The following is a 22,997-nucleotide window of genomic DNA, read 5'->3' on the forward strand; positions in this document are numbered from 1 at the left end:
GAGCTCAGCCGGCCAGCACGCGGGCCGTGGACTGCGCCTGCAGGCTCAGCTCGGCGGCCTTCAGCGCGTGCGCCTGGGTCATCGCGTTCTCGGTGCGGTCGAGGCAGTCGCGGATCAGCTGCCCGAAGAACGGGAACCCCGTCTTCCCCGCCGCGTCGAACCGGAACTGGCCCTGCTGGTTCACCAGCAGCACCTGGCCCGCCCCGTTGTCGGTCGTGATGTCGATGTACTTGCGCATCTCGATGTAGCCGTCCGTTCCCAGCAGGATGGTGCGGCCGTCGCCGAACACGCCGATGCCGGCCGGAGTGAACCAGTCGACCCGGACGTAGCCGGTCATCCCGTTGTCGAGCACAACGTGCGCGTCGCCGAAGTCCTGCAGACCCGGCGTCTCGGGGTGCGCGTAGTTGGCGACCGTCGCGCTGACGATCTCGCCGTCGACGGCACCGGTGTAATAGAGCATCTGCTCGAAGTTGTGGCTGCCGATGTCGCACAGCACGCCGCCGTACTGCTCGGGATCATAGAACCAGGCCGGACGCCCGGTGCCGACACGGTGGGGCCCGAACGCGGCGACCTGCAGCACCGTGCCGATCGCGCCCTGATCGACGAGCTGCCCGGCGAGGATCGCCGCCTCGGAGTGCACGCGCTCGCCGTAGTACACCGCGTACTTCCGACCGGTTCTGGCGGTCGCCTCGCGCACGGCGGCGAGCTGGTCGAACGTCGTCAACGGTGCCTTGTCGACGAAGAAGTCCTTGCCTGCCTCGAGGACGCGCAGGCCCAGCGGCGCGCGTTCCGAGGCGATGTCGGCGCTCGCGACCAGCTGCACCTCCGGATCGTCCAGCACCTCCTGCTCGCTGGCCGCGACGCGCACCCCGGGGAACAGCGCCACGAACTCGGCGACCTTCCCCTCGTCGGCGTCGTAGACCCAGCGCAGGGTCGCGCCGGCATCCAGGAGTCCTTGCGTCATGCCGAGCACGTGGCCGTGCGCCAGCCCGACGGCGGCGAACACGAACTCGCCAGGGGCGACGACGGGCTCTGGAAGGCGATCGAAGACGTACGGATGGTTCACTGGGGACTCTCCTGCAGCTCGGTGGGGGTGGTGATGTCGTAGGTGCGCAGGCGCCCGCACATGCCGTAGGCCGGCTCGCCGGCCGAGGCCTCGGCACGCGACAGGCGCGCCTCGCCGAGGTGCTCGACCGATCCGCCCGCGATCGCCTCGGCGAGGGCGACGGCGCGTTCTGCCTGAGCGAGCGGGCCGTCGACGACCAGCGCCGGCCAGTCCTGCGCGCGCGATCGCACGCGTTCGACGGCCGCGGCGTAGAACGCCTCCAGCGGGGTGCGGTCTCCGGAGACCACCGCGTCGCGGAGCGTCTCGAAACCGGCGACCGCCAGGTCTCGGCGCGCGGATGCGCGCAGCTCGCGCCCGTCCGCATCTCCCAGCGCGGATGCCGCGGCGTACGCCTCCGCATCGGCGACGATGTCAGCGGGGAATGTCAGCACGGCATCTCCCGCCTCGGGGAGCCCGACGTTGCTCATCAGCACGATCACGCGGAGGTCGCCTTCGTTCACCGCGCGGTGCACGGTGCCTGGCGTGAACCAGACGACGGATCCGGCTTCGAGGGGGGTCTCGCGGTAGCCATCGCGATCGATCGTGTGCAGCGCGCCGCGTCCGGAGACGACCAGGTACGCCTCCGTCGAGGCCAGGTGCACGTGCGGACTGCCACCGCAGATGCCGTCCGGCGCGGCATCGCGGTACACATCCAGTCCGGTGAGTGACGTGCCACCGGGGAAGGTGGTGATCATGCCCGCACGGCTTCTGCGATCGAGCGCTGCTTCTCGTAGAAGTGCGGTGCGGAGGCGACCAGGTGGCCGGCGCGGTAGTAGGGGTTCGCCGGCGACAGCGGAAGCGCGACGACCCGGCGTTCGAAGCCCGACTCGTAGATCGCCGTGACGATCTCGACCGCGCTGCGGCCGTCCTGCGCGTCGGCCACCGGGGCGCGGCCCGTGCGGATCGCGTCCAGCACATCGCCGATCTGCCCCGCATGCCCGAGGTGCTCGAGCGGCGGCCGCGACGCGGCCACCTGCTCAATGCGCTCCACCAGTCCGGCGTCGCGCTCGAGTTCGGGGAACCCGTCCGGCCGCGCGCGTTCGGCCACGACCTTCCACGGCTGGGACACGCGTGCCCGCTCGCCTTGGATCACGATCTCCTGCTCCTCGCCGTGATGCACGACCGAGCTCGTGAGCTGTGCGAGACCCCGGCCGTAGCGGAAGACGGCGACAGAGAGATCCTCGACCTCGGCGTTGTCGTGCTGGGCGTTCGCCAGCATGGCCGTGATCTCGCTGGGCCGCCCGAGCAGCCACAGCAGCAGATCGATGTGATGGATGGCGTGGTTGAGCGTCGATCCGCCGCCCTCCTTCTCCCACGTGCCGCGCCACCACAGGTCGTAGTAGGGCAGGCCGCGCCACCACGCCGAGTCGACGCGGACGTGCGAGATCGAGCCGAGCAGTCCAGAGTCGACGACGGCCTTGAGCGTGGCGAGATCGTCGCGGAACCGGTTCTGCGCGACGACCGAGAGCACCTTCCCCGACCGCTCCTGTGCGGCGATCATCGCATCGCACTCCTCGAGCGACGGCGCCATCGGCTTCTCCACGAGCACGTTGACCCCGGCATCCAGCGCGGCGATCGCGAGCGCGGCGTGCGTCGACGGAGGGGTGGCGATACTGACGAGGTCGATTCCGGCATCCGAGATCATCGTGAGTGGATCGTCGTAGGCCACGGCGCCGTCCAGCCCGAACCCGGCGGCCTTCTGCGCGGCCTTGCCGGGGACGACGTCCGCGAGCGCCACGATCTCGCATTCCTCGCCGAAGGCGAGGTAGCCGTTGATGTGGGCATCTGCGATTCCGCCGGTGCCGATGATTCCGATTCTGAGCATGCTCTGCTTCCTTCAGGTTGTGCGGGGCGGGACAGAGGAGGGCGGCCTCCGGAGAGAGGCCGCCCTCGCGGTCAACCGGCCGCGTCGATCGATTTCTGCACGTCGGCGATGAATCCGGTCGCGGCGTCCTGCGGCGTCTTGCTGCTGAACAGGACGTCCTGCATGTAGCGCAGGAGGACGGCGTCGATGTCGGACGCGCCGTTCGGGACGATGGCCGGCGCCTCGCCGAGGAAGGGCAGGCGCGACTCGGAGAAGTCCACGGCCTTGACCTCTTCGGGCGTCAGATCGTCGCCGATGACCTCGAGCGTCGTCGAGATGGCGGGCAGGCCTCGCTCGCTGCCGATGATCTTGACGGCATCGGGGTCGTTGAGGAAGAAGTCGATCAGCAACGCGGCCTCGGCCGGGTGCTTGGACTGCGACGACACGGACCAGTACATGCCGGCCTTGAAGTAGTCGTAGTCCTCGACTCCGCCGTCCGTCATCGGGATCGGCACCAGCTCCAGGTTCGCCCCGGAGGCCTGCGTGTACGCCGAGACCTGCGTCGCAGTGATGAAGCTGGAGGCGACAGTGCCCACCGACAGCGGCAACTGGTCGAGTGCGAGGCTCGTCGATTCGACCCAGGCGGATGCCGGAGCGGAGGCGCCGTTCGTGGTCGAGTCGAGGGCGTTCTGGAAGAACGCGGCCAGTGTCTCGGGCGAGATGGCGATGTCGCCGTCCTCGAACAGGTTCTCGCCGTTCTGCCGCGCGAACAGCTGCAGCATGAACTCGTTCTGTGCGAGCGAGCCGCCGTAGGTCCCGCTGGGGGCGGCGTCGGTCACCGACTTCGACCAGGCCATGTACTCCTCCCACGTCCAGGTGTCGGTGTTGTCGGGGAGCGGGACGCCGATCTCATCGAGCAGGTCGGTGTTCACGATCGTCGACATCGCGGACGTCGAGATCGGGATGGCGTACAGTCCGCCTTCCGACTCGCCCATGCCGAGCACGCTGTCCTCCATGCCCGAGGTGTCGATGTCGTAGTCGGTGAGATCGACGAGGGTCCCGCGGTCGGCGTAGGAGGCGAGGTAGAGCTGATCCATCTGGATGACGTCGGGGGAGTTCTTCCCCGCCGTGGAGGTGGCCAGCTTCTCCCAGTAGCCGGTCCAGTCCGAGAACTCCGGTTCGACCGTGATGTTCGGGTACTTCTCCTCGAAGAGGTCGATGACCTCCTGGGTGCGCTGGTGACGAGCGTCGCCGCCCCACCAGTACATCCGCAGGGTGACGGGTTCGTCGCTGAGTTCGGCGGGTTCGTCACCGCCGTCCGCGGTTCCGAGGCCGCAGCCGGCGAGGCCGAGCGCGAGGATGCCGGCGACGATGCCGGCTCCGGCGCGAAGGGTGTTGCGCTTCATGATTCTCCTGGTGATCGAGACCTGATCGGTCGGTCGGATGCCTACTTGAGGCCGGTGGTGGCGATGCCCTTGATGAGGAACTTCTGCCCGAAGGCGAAGATGAGCACGAGCGGGATGATCGAGACGACGCTCATCGCGAACATCGCGCCGAACGACGACGTGGACTGCGCGTCGATGAACGATCGCAACGCGATCGGGACGGTGTAGTTGCCTGGGCTGGTGAGGAAGATGAGCTGCGAGAAGAAGTCGTTCCAGACCCAGATGAACGTGAAGATCGTCGTGGTCGCCAGCGCCGGTGTCATCAGCGGCAGCAGGATCTGGAAGAAGATTCGTCCGTGCCCTGCGCCGTCGATGCGTGCCGCCTCATCGAGCTCCTTCGGCAGTCCGCGGATGAACTGCACCATGAGGAAGATGAAGAAGGCGTCCGTGGCGAGGAACTTCGGAACGATCAGCGGCCAGAACGAGTCGTTCAGACCCAACTGGGCCCACAGGATGTACTGCGGGACGATCACGACGTGGATCGGCAGCATCAGCGTCACGAGCATGTAGGCGAAAGCCGGTCTCTGGAACCGGAACCGCAGGCGCGCGAACGCATACGCCGCGAGCGAGCAGCTGAACAGGTTGCCGACGATCGAGCCAAGAACGATGACGCCGGAGTTGAGCAGGTACTGCCCGAACGGGGTGCCGAGCGCGTTCCAGCCGTAGACGTAGTTCTCCCACTCGAAGTCGGTGAGGATCAGGGACGGGTTGGCGAAGATCTCGCCCTCCGGTCGCAGCGAGCTGACCACCATCCACAGCACCGGGTAGAGGGAGATGACGACCATGATGATCATCACCGTCTGCCGCAGGGCCCGACCCCACAGGGAGCGGCTCTGCTGGCGGTAGGGCTTCGCGCCGCGGCCGCGTGCCGGCGTGATGAGAGTTCTCGTCGAGATGTCTTCAGTCGTCATAGTGCACCCAGAACTTGGAGAGCCAGAAGTTCACGGCGGTGAGGACGCCGATGATGATGAGCAGCAGCCACGCGAGTGCCGAGGCGTAGCCCATCCGGAAGGAGCTGAAGCCCTCCTGGTAGAGGTACAGCGTGTAGAAGAGCAGCGAATCCGCAGGCCCGCCGGAACCTCCGGAGACGATGAACGCCTGCGTGAAGGCGGAGAACGAGTTGATCACCGCGAGAACGAGGTTGAAGAAGATGATCGGCGTGAGCAGCGGTAGCGTGATCGCGCGGAAGCGCCACCATGCCGGTGCTCCATCGGTGGCCGCCGCTTCGTAGAGCTCGGCGGGGATCTGTCGGAGGCCGGCGAGGAAGATCACCATGGGCGAGCCGAACATCCACACATGCAGCAGGATGATGGTCGACAGCGATGTGTCCGGGTTTCCGATCCAGCTCTGGTTGGACTCGATCCCGATCGCGCCGAGCAGGGCGTTGAGCAGGCCGTCTGCGCCGAAGATCAGCCGCCACAGCATCGCGATGGCGACGGATGCCCCGAGCAGGCTCGGCAGGTAGAACGCCGAGCGGTAGAACGACAACCCGCGCATGCCCTTGTCGAGCAGGATCGCCAGCCCGAGCGCGACGCCGAGCTGAAGGGGGACGCCGATCAGCACGTAGAGGAAGGTCACCATCAGCGACTGATGCAACCGGGTGTCGCTGATCATGCGCACGTAGTTATCGATGCCGACCCAGTTCGGATCCTGCAGCAGGTTGAAATCCGTGAACGACAGATACAGCGACATCAGGATCGGGCCGAGTGTCAGGATGCACGCGCCCAGCAGGAACGGCGCGAGGAAGACGAGCGCGGTCTTGTTGTCCGGTGCGGCCGCGCGTCTCTCCTCCTTCGTCCGCTTCCTCCCGGCGCGAGCATGCGACATGCTCCGCAGTTCGGCGATGCTCATATTCCTCCCCATCCTCATTGATGACAGTGGCGCTCGTTACTACGTACTATTAATACGTAGTACTAAGACGTATTGGCTACTATGGCAAAGCACGGATGCCGCGTCAACCGCTTTTTCGGAACGGCCGGCCGAGAGGGGAGCCGCGCATGGAGAAGAGGGCTACCAGTCGCGATGTCGCGCGACTCGCCGGGGTGTCGCAATCGACGGTGTCGTTCGTCTTCACCGGACGGGACGGGATCTCCGAACCGACCAGGGAACGCGTCATGCAGGCGGCGGCCGAGCTCAACTATCGGCCGAATCTCGCGGCGCGTTCCATGCGTACGCAGCGGACGGGGCGATTGGCCGTCGTGATGACCGTGTCGGCGCTGAACCCGCTCACGCTCCTGCACGGCGTGACGAACGCCGCGCGCGACAGCGGATACGCGGTCGAGGTCGTCTACGTCCCCGGAGAGCCGGAGGCGCGCGCGGAGCGGATGGCGGAGATCGTCGCCTCCGAGGAGTTCGAGGGGATCCTCTCGTTCACGCCTCTGCACGCGCCGGTGCCGCCGGTCGACCGGACGCGGACCGTGGTCCTGTCGCTGAGCGAGTTCGACGAGCAGATGCACGTCACCGGGGAGTTCACCGACGCGCGTCCCGTCGTCGAGATGATGGAGCGCCTGGTCGAGCTGGGTCACCGCCGGTTCCTGCACATCACAGGAGAGCTCTCCTACCCGTCGGCGATCGCGCGCCGTGACGCCTACCTCGCGACGATCGAGCGCCTCGGACTCGAGTCCATGGGGGTGATCACGGGGAGTTGGCTTCCTGGGCCTGGATTCGACGCGATCACCGCGCTGCCGGAGGACACTGCACCCTTCGCGCTGATCGCCTCGAACGACCTCGTCGCGACCGGCGCGATCCGCGCCGCGACGATGCGCGGCTGGTCGGTTCCGGGGCGGATGAGCGTGACGGGCTGGGACGACACCGACCAGAGCGCGTATCTGGTCCCGTCGCTGACGTCGGTGATTCAGGATCGGGAGTCGCTGGGTGAGAACTCGATGCGCCGCCTCATAGCCACGGTGCGGCGTGAGCCGGTGCCGCCGCCGGCGACCGGCCTGCAGCGCATCGTCTGGCGAGAATCGATCGGCGCTCCGACGGCATCCTGATCGCAGGACTCCGCCCGCTACCGTGGGAGTCATGTCGCAGGTCATCCGTACGTTCGGGCGCATCATGGCGCGGCACTGGGTCGCACTCGTGGCCTGGTATCTCGGCGGCGAGGCCCTGCATGAACTGCTCGTGCAGCTGGCCGGATTCGTCGGCGGCCACACGACGCTCGGGGGCCTGCTGCTGCTGCTGCCGCTCGCGGTGGCGGCGCGGCTGGCGTCGTACGTCGCCATGTACCTCTCAGTGCGCCCGTCGCTGCCGCACATCGACGCCCCGGCGCACCGCGGATCGCGCGAGTTCGGCGCGGCGATCCTGCCGGCGATCCTGCCCTTCTTCGCTTTCTACGCCGCGTGGGGGATGCTGACGGCCGACCAGATCGAGTTCATGAACATCGCTGCGCGCATCGCGCTCGAGCAGACCGCGCTCGACGCGACGCAACTGGGCGACCGCGGCGGTCTCATCACGGCAGGGGCCCTCCCGGTCGCAGTGCTCGTCGTCGCGCTCGCCGCGCGTTTCGCGTTCTCCCGCTACGGCGCGCGTCTGCCGGCATGGACGCTCATCATCGCGACCTACGCCGAAGTCCTCTGGACCTTCATGCTGTTCACGCTCGTCGGGCAGTGGTGGGCCGACGTTCTCGACTGGACGGCCACGACGGCCGGCGCGCACTGGTTCGACGGCGTCGGCGACTGGTTCGCGACGAACCTCTCGGTGATCGCGGTCGTGTGGGAGGCGGGCACCTGGGCGTTCGGCATCCTGGTCGCCGCCGTCATCGTGCCGGCAGCCTGGCTGCTCGTCGCCGGGGTCATCTACGGCACGGCATTCGAGAGCGCGGTGCCGCGGATGCTGCGCACGGCGACGGAGTCTCGCGGCTCGATGGCGATCCTCGCGCGCACTCTGACCAGACGGTTCGAGGATCTCTGGGCGGCGATGGCCGTCATCTGGCGCAGCGGCCCCGCGCTCTTCGGCGGCTACGCGCTGGCGTACTGCCTGTGGGCCCTCGCCGAGCAGCTGGGCACGCGCGGAGTGCTCGTGGCGATCGGCGGACGCGAGCCCGAGTTCTGGGAGGCCTTCCTGCCGCTCGTCCTGGTCGGCGTCGCCGCCGTGGCCGAGCCGCTGCGCGTCGCGATCGTCGCGACGGCGTACGACAGCGTCATCGCGCGCCCCGAGTCCGGGCTGGAGCCGCGGGAGCCCGGAGGGCACACCCTGTCAGAGCTCGACGGGGAAGCGGACGATGCGGCCATCCTCATCGGTGACATCGAACCAGAACGGCCCTGACGCGTCGTCGGGGACGACGAACACCGCGATGAGGTCGTACGGCGGTGATTCCGCCTGGCACCGGGATTCGCCGGCGTCGGAGGGGATGTCGAGCTCGGAGTTCGCGAGGGTCCACACGCGTTCCCCGTTCTGCTCGGCGAGCAGGAGCGACCGGCATCCGGTGGCCTCTGCCCCGCCGCGGGAGTGCAGTCGGATGCTGACGGTGTGCGCGTCCTCCGGCGCTGCGAACTCGTCCGCGCGCACCGAGCGAAGAGCGAGCTGCTGACCGGCGACATCGACCGTTCCTTCAGCGCTCACGACGGTCACATCGTCCGAATCGATCGTCGGAACCACGTCGAACCACACGTGCACCCCGATGACGGCGACGGCCGCCGCCAGCAGCGCGATCAGCGCGGCGCGGCGCCCTGACCCGCGCATCAGAGTCCCTCCCACTCGGGCGGCGAGATCTCGATCTCACCCTCGGACGGCAGGTCATCGAGCGAGAGGGGAAGCACGACCACATCGTCCAGTTGCGGCGTCGAATACGACGTGATCAGGCGCAGGTCGGCTTCCCCGGCATCCACGTCCGACGGCAGTTCGAACGCGAGCATTCCGACCGTGTCGACACCCACGCGGAGCGAAGTGCCCAGCAGGGTGCCGCGTGCCCGCTCGCTGGCGTGGAAGGTGCGGTCGCCGATCTGAAGCGCCGCGAAGACGATCGCTGCGTCCACCTCGGTCTGCGGGGCCGACGCCGCCACGGTCACGACGAGCCAGTTGCCGTCCGCGGTCCAGTCTCCGCCGCCCGTGGCGATGCGGTCAGCGAAGACGGCATCGCGGACCTGCGCGGTGAGCGTGCGGCCCGTCACCGCATCGCCTGCCGCACCACGGATCGAAATCGCCTGCGACAACGCGATGTCCGGGGGAGTGAGCGCCACGGCGGCGCCGGCCGCCACGACGAGCGCGGCGCCGATGGCCCACGGAGCAGCGCGCCTCACGACGCCTCCACCGGTACGCGGATTCTGGCGACGAGATCGCCGCGCTGCCACGTGATGTAGTCGGACGAGAAGATCACCTTTCCCGTCGTGACGTCGGGCTCGTGGACATCCAGCCGAAGGATGCCGTCGGCGAAAGCACCCTCGGGCACAGGCCAGGCGATCTGCACCACGGTCGGCACGTCGGGCTGCAGCACGATCCCGCCGGCGGAACCGTCGGTGCGCCACGACCGGGAGAAATCCGTCGGTTCCACGTCGACGAGCGCGAGCAGCGGTTCCGGGGCGTTCACGAGTCGAGCCTCGATCCGGTCCGTCGAACCGCCGAGCGCGATGGGACGGTCCGAGAGGTTCTCCACGCGCACCGTGAGCACCACGAGGGTTTCGCCTGGGTCGGCCTCGAATCGGTCCTCCACGACGTCGGTGGTCTCGGCATCCAGGACCGTGACGGCGTACAGCGACGTGCGGACTTCCTCGCCGGCGTCGAATTCGGTCGGCGAGGCGGATGCCGGGCGCAGCCCGCCCACGCCGACGAAGACCGCGGCGGCGACGGTCGCGACGAGGATCGCGATCCAGAGCGGAGCGCCGAGCGAGGCGAGCGCGCGACCGGAGGCGGCGGCCGACCGGCGGATGATTCCCGGGGTCTCGTGGGCGCTCGTCACGCCGAAAGCCTAGTGGCCGCGCTCTGATGCCGCCCGCGCGCGGGAACGCGGGCATGGTGCGCCGAGCCCGCGCCCTCTACTATTCGGCTCAGGGGCAGGGCGAAGTCGCTCAGCGGAGTCGACGCCCGCGATGCAGCGAGAACAGGAGACGACATGACCAGGGACGCTCAGACGATCGCGGGTGCACCGCTGCCGCCTGCCAGGACGCTCCCGTTCGCGCCGAAGGCGTCCGGCAGCTTCGCCGGCCGCACGCTCGCCGAGTCGACCTATGCACCGCTTCCGCCGCAGAAACACCTCGGTGACGACGCCCCGAACATCCTCGTCATCCTCATCGACGATGCGGGGCCTGCCCTGCCGGCTCCGCTCGGCGGTGCCGTCGCGACACCCACCCTGGAGCGCATCCGCAACGAGGGCGTCGGGTTCAACAGGTTCCACACCACGGCGATGTGCTCGCCGACGCGCGCGTCTCTGCTGACCGGACGCAACCACCACCGCGTCGGCTCGGGGCAGATCGCCGAGCTGGCGAACGACTGGGACGGGTACTCCGGTCACATCCCGAAGTCGAGCGCGACGATCGCCGAGGTGCTGCGCAACTACGGCTACTCCACCGGCGCCTGGGGCAAGTGGCACAACACCCCCGCCGAGGAGACGACCGTCGCGGGTCCCCATGACCGGTGGCCGACGGGGTACGGATTCGAGTACTTCTACGGCTTCCTCGCGGGGGAGGCCTCGCAGTACGAGCCCAACCTGGTGCGCAACACCACCTCGGTCCTGCCGCCCAAGACACCGGAAGAGGGCTACCACCTCAGCGAGGACATCGCCGACGACGCCATCGGGTGGCTGCGCAACCACAAGGCGCTCTCGCCGGACAAGCCATTCTTCATGTACTGGGCGACCGGTGCGATCCATGGGCCGCACCACATCATGAAGGAGTGGTCGGACAAGTACCGCGGCCGTTTCGACGACGGCTGGGACGCCTACCGTGAGCGGGCTCTGGAAGGGGCGAAGGCCGCCGGTTGGGTCCCACAGGATGCCGAGCTCACGCCCCGCCCGGACAACCTGCAGGGGTGGGACGAGATCCCCGACGAGCAGAAGCCGTTCCAGGCCCGACTGATGGAGGTGTGCGCCGGCTTCGGTGAGCACGCCGACGTGCAGGCCGGACGGCTGGTCGACGCGCTCGAGGATCTGGGCTACGCCGACAACACACTCGTCGTGTACATCTGGGGCGACAACGGCTCGTCCGGTGAGGGGCAGAACGGCACGATCAGCGAACTGCTCGCGCAGAACATGATCCCGACCACGATCGACCAGCACCTCGCGGCGTTGGAGGAGCTCGGCGGTCTCGATGCCCTGGGCACCCCGGCGACGGACAACCAGTATCACGCGGGCTGGGCCTGGGCCGGATCGACCCCGTACCAGGGCATGAAACTCATGGCCTCGCACCTCGGCGGCACGCGCAATCCGATGTTCCTGCGCTGGCCGGAGCGCATCGCCCCTGACCCGGAGCCCCGCACGCAGTTCCACCACGTGATCGACCTGGCTCCGACGATCTACGAGATCCTCGGCATCTCCGCGCCCGAGTCCGTCAACGGCATCCATCAGGACCCGATCGACGGGACCAGCTTCGCGTACGCGGTCGACGACGCTGCGGCCGAGGGGCGGCACCGCACACAGTACTTCGAGATCATGGCGAGCCGATCGATCTACTCCGACGGCTGGATGGCGTCGTCCACCGGTCCGCGGCTGCCATGGATTCCCGGCGCGCCTCCCGGCATCGCGACCTGGACGCCCGACCGCGACACCTGGGAGCTCTACCACCTCGACGAGGACTGGAGCCAGGCGAAGGACCTCGCGGCGGAGAACCCCGAGAAGCTCGCCGAGCTCAAGGAGCTCTTCGCGATCGAAGCGGCGAAGAACGAGGTGCTTCCGGTCGGAGCGGGACTGTGGGTTCCGGTGTACCACCCGGAGTACCGCATCTCGTTGCCGTACACGCAATGGGAGATGACCGGTGACACGGTTCGGGTGCCGGAGTTCTGCGCGCCGGCGCTCGGCAACAAGCCGAATGCGGTGACGATTCAGACGACGCTCCCTGAGCGGGCGAACGGCGTGCTGTACAAGCTCGGCGGCGCCGGCGGCGGGCTCACCTGTTTCCTCCTCGATGGCGTGCTCACTTACGAATACAACCTGTTCCTCGTGCAGCGCACGACGATCGCGTCGTCCGAGCCAGTGGCGGCCGGCGACGTGACGATCGAAGTCGACACGACGTACGTCGAACCGCGCCCCGGTGGCCCGCTGTCGGTGACGCTGCGCGTCGACGGGGCCGAAGTGGGATCCGGCGTCGTCCCGGTCAGCGCACCCCTGCTGTTCTCCGCGAACGACTGCCTCGACATCGGACGCGCCTACGGCGGTGCCGTCTCGCGCGCCTACTCCGATCGGATGCCGTTCGCCTTCGAGGGCGTGATCGGGAAGGTGCACATCACCTACAGCAGTTGACCGAGGGCAATGGTTGCTGTTTCGCAACTATCGGTGTATGGTTGACGCAGATCAACTTTCCTCTACAGGAGCAGACACCGTGACCTCCACACCTTCCTCCCCGGCTGAGCAGACGCGCTCGGCCCGCGAGGTCTTCACCGCGATCTCCGGCCTCGTCGTCGGAATGTTCGTCGCCGTGCTCTCCGGCACGGTCGTGTCGACCTCGATGCCCGTCATCATCGCCGACCTCGGCGGTACGCAGGCCCAATACACCTGGGTCATCACCGCGAGCCTGCTGGCCACCGCGGTGTCCACCCCGATCTGGGGCAAGCTCGCCGACCTCATGAACCGCAAGGTTCTCGTCCAGATCGCGCTCATCCTCTTCACTGTCGGCACCGTGATCGCCGGATTCTCGACCGACACCAACATGCTCATCGCGGTGCGCGTGCTTCAGGGCATCGGCGTCGGCGGCCTGATGTCGCTCGTGATGATCGCGGTCGCGCTCATCATCTCGCCACGCGAGCGCGGCAAGTACATGGGCGTCGTCGGCGGCATCATGGCGCTCGGCACGATCGGCGGACCGCTGCTGGGCGGATTCCTCACCGACACGTGGGGATGGCGTTCCAACTTCTTCGTCGGCGTCCCGTTCGCGATCATCGCGCTCATCCTGCTGCAGTTCACGCTGCATCTGCCCAAGCCTGCGAAGACCAAGGTCTCGATCGACTACTTCGGCATCGTGCTGCTCGCCGTCGGCGTCTCGACCCTGCTGATCTGGGTCTCGATGGGCGGCAGCCAGTTCGAGTGGGACTCCGCGACGAGCATCGTCCTGATCGTCGGTGCCGGCGTCGCCCTCGCCGCGTTCATCACGGTCGAGTTCTTCGTGAAGGAACCGATCGTTCCGATGTCGCTGTTCCGCAACCGCACCTTCACGCTCTCGGTGATCGCCTCGATCGCCATCGGCGTCTCGATGTTCGCCACCTCGGTGTTCCTCGCGCAGTACTTCCAACTCGCCCGCGGCGCGACGCCGACGGAGTCGGGTCTCATGACGATCCCGATGATCATCGGCCAGATGGGCGCCTCGATCATCATCGGTCAGCTCGTCAGTCGGTTCGGCAAGTGGAAGTCCTGGATGGTGCTCGGCTCCATCCTCGCGGTCATCGGCGTGAGCCTCATGGCGACGCTGCGCTACGACACGCCCTTCTCGCTCGTGGCGGTGTACATGTTCGTCCTCGGCGCCGGTCTCGGCATGGTCATGCAGAACCTCACCCTGATCGTGCAGAACGACACCCCGCCGACGCAGCTCGGTGCGGCTTCGTCGAACGTCAACTTCTTCCGCACGATCGCCGGCACCATCGGCGTCACGATCATGGGGTCGATCCTCTCGACCAGTGTCGGCAACTACATCGCCGATGACCTCAAGGGATTCACCCCGACCTCGCAGGAGGAGATCGACGCGCTCACGCACCTCGCGTCCGGGGACGTCCCCAAGATGAACGAGCTGCCGGAGACGATCCGCACGATCGTCGAGTCCGCGTACGGTCTGGGCATCGCGGACGCCTTCATGATCGCCATCCCGCTCGCTATCCTCGGCGTCATCGCGATCGCGTTCATCAAGAACAAGCCGCTCTCCACGAAGACGGCGGCCGAAGAGCTGCGCGAGCAGGCGGAGGAGTCGGTGATCGAGATCGCCGAGGCCGAGGTCGCGGCATCCCTGAACACGACCGGAGCCATCCGGACGGGTGGGACGCAGCCCACGACCGGCTCCGTGGCCGTGATCGAGCGCGACGAGCAGGAGCGGGGCCGCTGACATGGCCGCCACCGGCACCGCGTCATCGGCAGACGTCGATGATGCACTCGCGGAGTTCCAGGGGCACCTGAACCTGATCTTCGCGAAGGCACGGTCGCTCTGGAAGGAATCCGCAGCCTGGATCCATCCCGAGCTCCAGCCGTCCGGGTACAAGCTGCTGGCGGCGATCGCGCGGGCGGGAAGCACGAACGCGCACCAGCTCGCCGAGCTGTTCGAGATGGACAAGTCCGTCGTCAGCCGCCAGGTGCGGATGCTGGAGGACCTGGATCTCATCGAGTCGCGGCCCGACGAGAACGACGGACGGCTGCGGGTGCTGACCGCGACGCCGGCGGCGTGCGCGGCGCTCGCCGATATTCGCGGCGATCACGCGCAACGCCTGCGGACCAGCATCACTGGATTGACCGAGGATGAGATCCGCACGGCGTCGAAGGTGTTCCGCCTCCTCGCCGAGGCGTGAGCCACCTCCTCGCTCATCGAAAGGGCAGTACGGCACAGTTGCGCGCCGGCGCACTGTGCCGTACTGCCCTTTCGCGTGCCTGGCGGGGCCTGCCGGCGCTCGTACACTGGGCCTATGAGTGATCAGCCCGTCGCGGGCACCGAACTGGACGAAGCGGTCGCCCGCGTCGAGCACGAGCTGGGTCGGCTGTTCGCCCGCATCCGGGTCAGCTGGCGCGAAGCGGCCGTGACCGTGCATCCGGATCTCCAGCCGCTCGGCTACCAGGTGCTCACGTCGATCGCGACCGGCAAGGCTACCTCGGCCGGCGAGATCATCGAGCGCCTGCAGACCGACAAGTCGGCGGTGAGCCGCCAGGTGCGTCAGCTCGAGGAGCTGGGGCTCGTCGAGAGCGTCCCGTCTCCGACTGACCGGCGGGTGCGGGTGCTCGTCGCGACCGATCTCGCACAGGAGCGCATCGCGCTCGCCCGCGCCCGCTACGAGGGGCGCATCGGCGAGCGGCTGCGCGCCTGGACGGCCGCGGACCTCGACCACTTCGCCGATCTGCTGAACGCCCTCGGCGGCTGATGCTCAGGCGCGCGGCAGGACCGTCAGCACGCGTTCGATGTGGTCGCGGAACTCCTGCATGTAGTTCGTCAGGAACTCCTTCGTGCTGTCCACCAGCACATCGCCGTCGTCGGTGAAGATCTCGGGCGAGAAGTGGATGTACGCTTCGGGCGACGTCATCTGACGGGCGTTGCAGAAGCTCAGCACGGACCGCAGGCTCTGCTGCGCCAGCGCGGTGCCGATCGTGCCGACCGAAGCGCCGATGACGCCGGCCGGGATGTGGTCGAACGAGTTCTGGCCCCACGGCCGCGATGCCCAGTCGATCGCATTCTTGAGCGCGCCGGGGATCGAGCGGTTGTACTCCGGCGTCACGAACAGCACGGCATCCGACGCGGCGATGGCTTCCTTGAGGGTGAGGGCGGACGGCGGATAGTCCTCGTCTAGATCGCGGTTGTAGAGCGGCAGGTCGCCGATCGGGATCTCGACGAACTCCAGGCCGTCCGGTGCGACGCGGATCAGCGCCTTCGAAAGCGTGCGGTTGATGGATTCCTTTGACAGGCTTCCGACGAAATAGCCGACCTTGTACGTGGTCATCACGAGCCCTCCTGTGCGTGTGCGATCTGTGCACCAGCATGCTCCGGAATACGCCTGGGCGAAAGAGTCGGCTCAGGCGGGCACGTACAGGATCAGTTCGAGATCGGGGAACTCGCTGGGCACGACCCCGTGCTGCTCGTACGTCGTGAGCCCGGCGAGCGGATGCCGGAACGACCGCTCCCGTGACACGAAGCCCTCGACGTCCCGTTCCTGCCAGATCTTCGCGAAGTCGTCGGATGCCGCGCTCACTCGCGCGACGATGCCGGCCTCGCGCGGCGCGCTCAGCCAGCGGCGGGCCTCTGCCCTGAACTCGCCGACGAAGCGACGGCTCTGCTCCGCCCAATCCGGCAGCAGTCGGCGCAGGTCGGGGTCGGTGAACAGCAGCCACAGCAGGTTGCGATCCTCGGCATCCAGGCTCTCGATGCGGGGGTAGAGGTGCGCGTAGGCGGCGTTCCAGCCGATGATCGTCCAATCCGATGCCAGGAGGAACGCCGGGAAGGGGAAAGATTCCAGCAGGCGACGAAGCCGCTCCGGCGCATGCACGGTCGCGGTCGACGGGGTCGCGATCTCGCCGTGCCCGCCGAGTGTCAGCAGGTAGGTCCGCTCGACGGGGCGCAGGCCGAACAGACGCCCGAGCGCTTCGAGCACCTGGCGCGACGGGTTGATGGCTCGCGCCTGTTCGAGCCAGGTGTACCAGGTGACGCTTAGGCCGGCGAGGGTTGCGACCTCCTCGCGGCGCAGCCCCTGCAGGCGCCCCCGCGGGGCATCAGGCAGTCCGAGTGCAGTGCGGTCGGCACGCGCCCGTCGGTCGCGGAGGAACGCGGCGAGTTCCTCGCGGCGTCGGCGATCGGCATCCATCGTCGCCCTCCGATTCAAGTGGTAGTACCACTACTAGTATCACCGCCGTCTGGTCCGCACGGGAAACCTGTGGCGGAATGGTTCAATGCCCACCCCCTTCCGCTCACGCACCATCACCCACGGCCGCAACATGGCCGGCGCCCGCGCACTGCTGCGCGCCGCCGGCGTGAACGGCGCCGACCTGGGACGCAAGCCGATCATCGCCGTCTCGAACAGCTTCACCGAGTTCGTCCCCGGCCACACGCACCTGCAGCCGGTCGGTCGCATCGTCTCGGAGGCGATCGAGGCAGCTGGCGGCATCCCGCGGGAGTTCAACACCATCGCCGTCGACGACGGCATCGCGATGGGCCACGGCGGGATGCTGTACTCGCTCCCCTCCCGCGATCTGATCGCCGACTCGGTCGAGTACATGGTCAACGCGCACTGCGCCGACGCGCTGATCTGCATCTCGAATTGCGACAAGATCACCCCCGGCATGCTCATGGCCGCTCTGCGCCTGAACATCCCGACCGTGTTCGTCTCCGGCGGTCCGATGGAGTCCGGCCGCGCGACGCTCGTCGACGGCTCGATCCGCACCCTCGACCTCGTCGACGCGATCTCGGACGCCGTGAACGAGAACATTTCGGATGCCGACATGCAGCGCATCGAGGAGGCGGCGTGCCCGACCTGCGGTTCGTGCTCGGGAATGTTCACCGCCAACTCGATGAACTGCCTCACCGAGGCGATGGGTCTGTCGCTGCCGGGCAACGGTTCGACGCTCGCCACGCACACCGCACGCAAGGCGCTCTACGAGGATGCCGGCGCGCTCGTCGTCGACATCGCGCGCCGCTTCTACGACGAGGACGACGCCTCTGTGCTGCCTCGGAGCATCGCGACCCCCGCTGCGTTCGGCAACGCCATGGCGCTGGACATCGCGATGGGCGGTTCGACCAACACGATCCTGCACCTGCTCGCCGCCGCGCACGAGGCGGGCGTCGAGTTCGGTCTCGACGAGATCGACGCCGTGTCGCGTCGGGTCCCGTGTCTCGCGAAGGTCGCCCCCAACGCGGCCGGCGACGGGAAGATCTACTACATGGAGGATGTGCACCGCGCCGGTGGCATCCCGGCGATCCTCGGAGAGCTGCGTCGCGGCGGGATGCTCGACGAGGACGTGCACACCGTGCACGCGTCGACCATGGGCGCCTGGCTCGACGAGTGGGACGTCCGTGGCGGGTCGGCATCGGAGAAGGCGTTCGAGCTGTGGCACGCGGCGCCGGCCGGCATCCGCTCCTCGAAGGCGTTCTCGCAGTCCGCGCGCTGGGAGGACCTCGATCTGGATGCCGCGGGCGGCTGCATCCGCGACGTCGAGAACGCGTACTCGAAGGACGGCGGACTCGCGGTACTCCGGGGCAACATCGCCGTCGATGGCGCAGTCGTCAAGACCGCGGGCGTCGATCCGTCGATCTGGACGTTCTCCGGACCGGCCGTGGTCTGCGAGTCGCAGGACGAGGCGGTGTCGAAGATCCTCGCCAAGGAGGTCGCGGAGGGCGACGTCGTGGTCATCCGCTACGAGGGCCCCAAGGGCGGGCCTGGCATGCAGGAGATGCTGTACCCGACCTCGTTCCTGAAGGGGCGCGGGCTCGGCAAGAAGTGCGCGCTCATCACCGACGGCCGCTTCTCCGGCGGCACATCGGGTCTGTCGATCGGGCACGTCTCTCCTGAGGCCGCCTCCGGCGGAACGATCGCCCTCGTCGAGGACGGCGACATCATCACGATCGACATCCCGACGCGTGGCCTCACGCTCGAGGTCTCGGAGGAGGTCCTCGCCGAGCGCCGGGCACGCCTGATCGAGAACGGCGGCTACCGCCCCCGCGACCGTGAGCGGGTCGTGTCGCCGGCACTGCGCGCCTACGCGGCGATGGCGCTGTCCGCTGACAAGGGCGCCGTCCGCGACGTCGACCGGGTCGAGCGCGCGCTGCGCGAGCAGGAGGCGCGCGAGGCGGAGCCGGCACTGGCTCTCTGACCGCGCACGCTGCGAACGACAGGAATCACGATGGAGTACGTCAACCTCGGCCGCACCGGCATGAAGATCTCCGCGCTCGTCCTCGGATGCATGAGCTACGGGGTCTCCGACCGCGGCCCGCACGCGTGGACGCTCGACGAGGAGACCAGCCGACCGTTCATCCGGCAGGCGCTGGAGGCGGGGATCACCACCTTCGACACCGCCGACATGTACTCGGACGGCACGAGCGAGGAGATCGTCGGCCGCGCGCTGACCGACTTCGCGCGTCGGGACGACGTCGTGATCGCCACAAAGGTGCACGGCAAGATGGGCGAGAGCCCCAATCGCCGCGGCCTGTCGCGGGCGCACATCCTGTCGGCGATCGACGACAGTCTCCGCCGACTCGGCACGGACTACGTGGATCTCTACCAGATCCACCGATGGGACCCGGAGACGCCGATCGAGGAGACCATGCAGGCCCTCGATGACGTCGTGCGGGTCGGGAAGGCCCGATATATCGGAGCGTCATCGATGTGGGCGTGGCAGTTCGCCAAGGCGCAGCGGGTCGCCGAGACGAACGGCCTGACGCGGTTCGTGTCGATGCAGGACCAGTACAACCTGATCCAGCGCGAGGAGGAGCGCGAGATGCATCCGCTGTGCGCGGACGAGGGCATCGGCATCCTGCCGTGGTCGCCGCTCGCGCGCGGCCGACTCACCCGGGATTGGGATGCCGAGACCACCCGCTCGGGCACCGACCTGGTGACGCAGGGCATGTATCGCTCCGAGGAGGCGTCGAACCGGGCGATCGCGGATGCGGTGCGGGCGGTCGCGGAGCAGCGCGGCGTGCCGCGGGCGCAGGTGGCGCTCGCGTGGGTCCGGCAGCAGTCGGCCGTGACCGCCCCGATCGTCGGTGCGACCAAGCCGCATCACCTGGCCGATGCGATCGCCTCGCTCGAGCTCGAGCTCACCGGGGAGGAGCTGGCGCGTCTGGAAGCGCCGTACACCCCGCGGCTCCCCGAAGGGTTCTGACTCTCCTCACCGTGCCGACCGCGCGGTGGTATTCTCACGGTGTGTCCCTGACCTGTCGTTGTTGTCGCTGAGCGCTTTCGCTCTCCTTCATCGACCCAGATCACCCCGCGCCGCTCTGCGCGCATTCCCGTCAGGAAACCACCCGTGCGTTACGCCAACCACATCGCCGAACTCGTCGGCTACACCCCGCTCGTCCGCCTGAATGCCGTCACCGACGGCATCCGCGCCACCGTCCTCGCCAAAGTCGAGTACTTCAACCCCGGCGGCTCGGCGAAGGATCGCATCGCGGCATCCATCATCAACGCGGCCGAGCGCGACGGCCACCTGAAACCAGGCGGGACCATCGTCGAGGCGACCAGCGGCAACACGGGGGTCGGCCTCGCGCTGATCGCACTGCAGCGCGGCTACCGGATGGTGTTCGTCGTCCCCGACAAGTTCGATGGGCCGAAGGTCGCGACGCTGCGCGCGTACGGCGCCGAGGTCGTCGTCACTCCGACCAGCGTCGAGCCGAGCGATCCGCGGTCGTACTACAGCGTCGCGGCGCGGCTCGCGGCCGAGATCCCCGGCGCCTTCAACCCCAACCAGTTCGCGAACCAGAACGGACCGCAGGGGCATTTCGACACGACCGGCCCGGAGATCTGGGCGGACACCGACGGCAAGGTCACGCACTTCGTGGCGGGCATCGGCACCGGCGGCACCATCAGCGGCACAGGGCGCTATCTGAAGCAGGCGAGCGCTGGGCGCGTGCAGGTCGTCGGCGCCGACCCAGAGGGGTCGATCTACTCAGGAGGTCCGATTCACGGCTATCTGGTCGAGGGCGTCGGCGAGGACTTCCTGCCCGACACGTTCGACGCCTCGATGGTCGACTCCTATGAGCGGGTGTCGGATGCCGAGTCGTTCGCGATGACTCGACGTCTCGCTGCCGAAGAGGGACTGCTCGTCGGCGGTTCGAGCGGCATGGCCGTCGTCGCGGCGCTGCGGGCCGCGGCATCCCTCGGGGAGGACGATGTCGTGGTCGTTCTGCTCCCCGACCACGGCCGCGGGTATCTCGACAAGATCTACGACGACGCATGGCTGGTCGCGCACGGATTCGGCGTCCCCGATCGACAGTCCTCCGCCGCCGTGGCGGATGTCGCGACCGGGCTCGCCTGAACCGACCCCCGCAGATCGGCACCCGGTCGGCTATCGTCGTGGACATGGATGCCGCGACGACGCACGCCCCCACTCCGAAGCGCGAGGCGTTCGGGTCCCGCAACGTGTTCATCCTGTCGGCGATCGGCTCGGCCGTCGGACTGGGGAACATCTGGCGCTTCCCCTACGTCGCGTACGAAGGAGGCGGCGGCGCGTTCCTCATCCCGTACCTGTGCGCGCTGCTGACCGCCGGCATCCCGCTGCTGTTCTTCGACTACGCGATCGGCCACCGCTTCCGCGGTTCGGCGCCGCTCGCCTTCCGTCGCCTGCACCGGGCCGCAGAGCCCCTGGGCTGGTGGCAGGTGCTCATCTGTGTCGTGATCGCGGTCTACTACGCCGTGATCATCGCCTGGGCGGCGATGTACACCTGGTTCTCGGCGCAGCTGAGCTGGGGAGCGGGCAACGAGAACGACTTCTTCTTCGGGGAATTCCTGCAGGCAGGTGACGTCGCCTCCGACGGGATCTCCACGACGTTCGTGCCCCAGGTCGGCATCCCGCTCATCGTGGTGTGGCTGATCGTCATCGTGCTCATGGCTCTCGGCGTGAAGCGGGGGATCGGCGCGGCGAACATGGTCCTCATGCCGCTGCTGACCGTGATGTTCGCGGCGCTCGTGGTCCAGGCGCTGTTCCTCCCAGGGGCGATGGAGGGGCTGAACGCCTTCTTCACCCCGAACTGGGAGGCTCTCGCCGATCCGGCCGTCTGGGCATCCGCCTACGGCCACATCTTCTTCTCGCTGTCGGTGGCGTTCGGGATCATGGTGACCTACTCGTCGTACCTCAAGCGCAAGACGGATCTCACCGGCTCGGGGCTCGTCGTCGCATTCGCGAACTCGGGTTTCGAGATCCTCGCCGGCATCGGCGTGTTCGCGGCCCTCGGCTTCATGGCGCAGGCGCAGGCCTCCGAGGTCTCGGAGGTCGCGAGCGCGGGAATCGGTCTTGCCTTCGTCGCGTTCCCGACCATCGTGTCCAACGCCACGGGCGGCTCGATCATCGGCGTGCTGTTCTTCGGCGCCCTCGTGTTCGCCGGGATCACGTCGCTCATCTCGATCCTCGAGGTCATCGTCGCGGCCCTTCAGGACAAGCTCGGCTGGGGGCGCGTGCGCACGACGCTCACGGTGTCGATCCCGCTCGCGCTGATCTCGATCGCACTGTTCTCGACCACGACGGCGCTGTTCGTGCTCGACACGGCGGATGCCTTCGTCAATGCCTTCGGCATCATGGCGGTCGCTCTCGTCACCCTCATCGTGGTGGCGTGGCTGCTGCGCTCGCTGCCGAGGCTCCAGAGGCACCTGAACAGCCGCTCCAGCTTCCGCGTCGGACCGATCTGGCTCCTGCTGGTGGGCGGTCTCGCCCCGATCGTGCTGGGGTACCTGTTCGTCACCGGCCTGATGGAGAAGATCGAGAATCCGTACGAGGGGTATCCGATCTGGTTCCTGGGGATCTTCGGCTGGGGGATGGTGATCGGGCTCGTCGTGCTGTCGATCCTGCTCTCGCTGCTCCCGTGGAGCCGACGTTCGCGCGCGAAGAACGACCCGGAGTACGACGCGTTCCTCGCCAGCGAGGGCTACACACCGGATGCCGAGACGCAGGCCGTACGATTGCCGACGGCCGCAGAGAGGGGAGCGGGCGCATGACCCCCACCGCCGTCATCATGATGATCATCGCCATGGCCACCGTCTGGGGCGGCCTGGTCGCCGCGATCGTGAACCTGGCCAGGCATCCAGAGGTCGCCGAGAGCGAACCGGACGTGCCAATCGAGTTGTGACCGTGCACGACGAAGCCCTGCGCACCGCCGATCGGCCGTGCGCAGGGCTT

General features: G+C 68.0%; 22 protein-coding genes. 11 read left to right on the plus strand and 11 right to left on the minus strand.

Going from position 1 to position 22,997, the window contains the following annotated elements; all coding sequences use genetic code 11:
- Positions 1 to 4: 4 nt before the first annotated feature.
- The 6 genes from ACWAT3_RS05620 to ACWAT3_RS05645 form a co-directional block, all read right to left on the minus strand.
- On the minus strand, positions 5 to 1,066 hold the full coding sequence (locus ACWAT3_RS05620; protein ID WP_460796586.1) for a Gfo/Idh/MocA family protein: 1,062 nt from the start codon (positions 1,064 to 1,066) through the stop codon (positions 5 to 7).
- Positions 1,063 to 1,800 carry a cupin domain-containing protein gene (locus ACWAT3_RS05625; protein ID WP_460796588.1) on the minus strand — a complete coding sequence of 246 codons (738 nt, stop codon included), beginning with the start codon at positions 1,798 to 1,800 and terminating at the stop codon, positions 1,063 to 1,065. The genes ACWAT3_RS05620 and ACWAT3_RS05625 overlap by 4 nt, the downstream gene beginning before the upstream one ends.
- Positions 1,797 to 2,930 (minus strand): Gfo/Idh/MocA family protein, encoded by a 1,134-nt coding sequence (locus tag ACWAT3_RS05630; protein ID WP_460796590.1) that lies wholly within the window; start codon positions 2,928 to 2,930, stop codon positions 1,797 to 1,799. The genes ACWAT3_RS05625 and ACWAT3_RS05630 overlap by 4 nt, the downstream gene beginning before the upstream one ends.
- Positions 2,931 to 3,001: 71 nt before the next feature.
- A complete protein-coding gene (locus ACWAT3_RS05635) occupies positions 3,002 to 4,315 on the minus strand; it encodes an ABC transporter substrate-binding protein (RefSeq protein WP_460796591.1) in 1,314 nt (437 codons plus the stop codon).
- A gap of 41 nt (positions 4,316 to 4,356) precedes the next feature.
- Positions 4,357 to 5,265, minus strand: a complete 909-nt coding sequence (locus tag ACWAT3_RS05640) for a carbohydrate ABC transporter permease (protein WP_460796592.1) — start codon at positions 5,263 to 5,265, stop codon at positions 4,357 to 4,359.
- Positions 5,255 to 6,205 carry a carbohydrate ABC transporter permease gene (locus ACWAT3_RS05645; protein ID WP_460796594.1) on the minus strand — a complete coding sequence of 317 codons (951 nt, stop codon included), beginning with the start codon at positions 6,203 to 6,205 and terminating at the stop codon, positions 5,255 to 5,257. Before ACWAT3_RS05645 ends, ACWAT3_RS05640 begins: the two co-directional genes overlap by 11 nt.
- Before the next feature lie 146 nt (positions 6,206 to 6,351).
- Here ACWAT3_RS05645 and ACWAT3_RS05650 point away from each other — a divergent pair, with 146 nt between their 5' ends.
- Positions 6,352 to 7,347, plus strand: coding sequence for a LacI family DNA-binding transcriptional regulator (locus ACWAT3_RS05650; RefSeq protein WP_460796596.1), 996 nt, complete (start codon positions 6,352 to 6,354; stop codon positions 7,345 to 7,347).
- Positions 7,348 to 7,378: 31 nt separating this feature from the next.
- Positions 7,379 to 8,620 carry a hypothetical protein gene (locus tag ACWAT3_RS05655; protein ID WP_460796597.1) on the plus strand — a complete coding sequence of 414 codons (1,242 nt, stop codon included), beginning with the start codon at positions 7,379 to 7,381 and terminating at the stop codon, positions 8,618 to 8,620.
- On the opposite strand, the gene ACWAT3_RS05660 is transcribed toward ACWAT3_RS05655, so the two are convergent.
- Genes ACWAT3_RS05660 through ACWAT3_RS05670 form a run of 3 tightly spaced genes read right to left on the minus strand, consistent with a single transcriptional unit; the run spans position 8,552 to position 10,250 of the window.
- Positions 8,552 to 9,037, minus strand: a complete 486-nt coding sequence (locus ACWAT3_RS05660; protein WP_460796599.1) for a hypothetical protein — start codon at positions 9,035 to 9,037, stop codon at positions 8,552 to 8,554. The genes ACWAT3_RS05655 and ACWAT3_RS05660 overlap by 69 nt on opposite strands.
- Complete coding sequence (locus tag ACWAT3_RS05665) at positions 9,037 to 9,594, minus strand: hypothetical protein (RefSeq protein WP_460796600.1); 558 nt, start codon at positions 9,592 to 9,594, stop codon at positions 9,037 to 9,039. Before ACWAT3_RS05665 ends, ACWAT3_RS05660 begins: the two co-directional genes overlap by 1 nt.
- On the minus strand, positions 9,591 to 10,250 hold the full coding sequence (locus ACWAT3_RS05670) for a hypothetical protein (RefSeq protein WP_460796602.1): 660 nt from the start codon (positions 10,248 to 10,250) through the stop codon (positions 9,591 to 9,593). Before ACWAT3_RS05670 ends, ACWAT3_RS05665 begins: the two co-directional genes overlap by 4 nt.
- A 153-nt stretch (positions 10,251 to 10,403) precedes the next feature.
- Here ACWAT3_RS05670 and ACWAT3_RS05675 point away from each other — a divergent pair, with 153 nt between their 5' ends.
- The 4 genes from ACWAT3_RS05675 to ACWAT3_RS05690 all read left to right on the plus strand — a co-directional run bounded on the left by ACWAT3_RS05675 (position 10,404) and on the right by ACWAT3_RS05690 (position 15,550).
- Positions 10,404 to 12,743: an arylsulfatase gene (locus ACWAT3_RS05675; RefSeq protein WP_460796603.1), complete on the plus strand. Its 2,340-nt coding sequence runs from the start codon at positions 10,404 to 10,406 to the stop codon at positions 12,741 to 12,743.
- A gap of 79 nt (positions 12,744 to 12,822) precedes the next feature.
- A complete protein-coding gene (locus ACWAT3_RS05680; RefSeq protein ID WP_460796604.1) occupies positions 12,823 to 14,529 on the plus strand; it encodes an MDR family MFS transporter in 1,707 nt (568 codons plus the stop codon).
- A 1-nt stretch (position 14,530) separates the two neighbouring features.
- Positions 14,531 to 14,986 carry a MarR family winged helix-turn-helix transcriptional regulator gene (locus tag ACWAT3_RS05685; RefSeq protein WP_460796606.1) on the plus strand — a complete coding sequence of 152 codons (456 nt, stop codon included), beginning with the start codon at positions 14,531 to 14,533 and terminating at the stop codon, positions 14,984 to 14,986.
- Positions 14,987 to 15,100: 114 nt separating this feature from the next.
- The gene (locus tag ACWAT3_RS05690) at positions 15,101 to 15,550 is read left to right on the plus strand and encodes a MarR family winged helix-turn-helix transcriptional regulator (protein WP_460796607.1); all 450 of its coding nucleotides are present in this window, start codon (positions 15,101 to 15,103) and stop codon (positions 15,548 to 15,550) included.
- 3 nt (positions 15,551 to 15,553) lie between these two features.
- Here ACWAT3_RS05690 and ACWAT3_RS05695 read toward each other — a convergent pair whose 3' ends face one another.
- Entirely contained in the window at positions 15,554 to 16,123 is a 570-nt protein-coding gene (locus ACWAT3_RS05695) for an NADPH-dependent FMN reductase (RefSeq protein WP_460796609.1), read from the minus strand.
- A 72-nt stretch (positions 16,124 to 16,195) separates the two neighbouring features.
- Entirely contained in the window at positions 16,196 to 16,981 is a 786-nt protein-coding gene (locus ACWAT3_RS05700) for a helix-turn-helix transcriptional regulator (protein WP_460796610.1), read from the minus strand.
- Positions 16,982 to 17,066: 85 nt separating this feature from the next.
- On the opposite strand from ACWAT3_RS05700, the gene ilvD reads away from it, so the two are divergent.
- From ilvD to ACWAT3_RS05725, 5 genes are all read left to right on the plus strand, one after another.
- Complete coding sequence (gene ilvD, locus ACWAT3_RS05705; protein WP_460796611.1) at positions 17,067 to 18,983, plus strand: dihydroxy-acid dehydratase; 1,917 nt, start codon at positions 17,067 to 17,069, stop codon at positions 18,981 to 18,983.
- 30 nt (positions 18,984 to 19,013) lie between these two features.
- Entirely contained in the window at positions 19,014 to 19,991 is a 978-nt protein-coding gene (locus ACWAT3_RS05710) for an aldo/keto reductase (RefSeq protein WP_460796613.1), read from the plus strand.
- A 144-nt stretch (positions 19,992 to 20,135) separates the two neighbouring features.
- Positions 20,136 to 21,143: a pyridoxal-phosphate dependent enzyme gene (locus ACWAT3_RS05715; RefSeq protein ID WP_460796614.1), complete on the plus strand. Its 1,008-nt coding sequence runs from the start codon at positions 20,136 to 20,138 to the stop codon at positions 21,141 to 21,143.
- A 44-nt stretch (positions 21,144 to 21,187) separates the two neighbouring features.
- A complete protein-coding gene (locus ACWAT3_RS05720) occupies positions 21,188 to 22,816 on the plus strand; it encodes a sodium-dependent transporter (protein ID WP_460796616.1) in 1,629 nt (542 codons plus the stop codon).
- Positions 22,813 to 22,947 carry a methionine/alanine import family NSS transporter small subunit gene (locus ACWAT3_RS05725; RefSeq protein WP_460796617.1) on the plus strand — a complete coding sequence of 45 codons (135 nt, stop codon included), beginning with the start codon at positions 22,813 to 22,815 and terminating at the stop codon, positions 22,945 to 22,947. Before ACWAT3_RS05720 ends, ACWAT3_RS05725 begins: the two co-directional genes overlap by 4 nt.
- The last annotated feature ends 50 nt before the right edge of the window (positions 22,948 to 22,997 follow it).

This window comes from Microbacterium sp. GXF0217, from assembly GCF_054798195.1.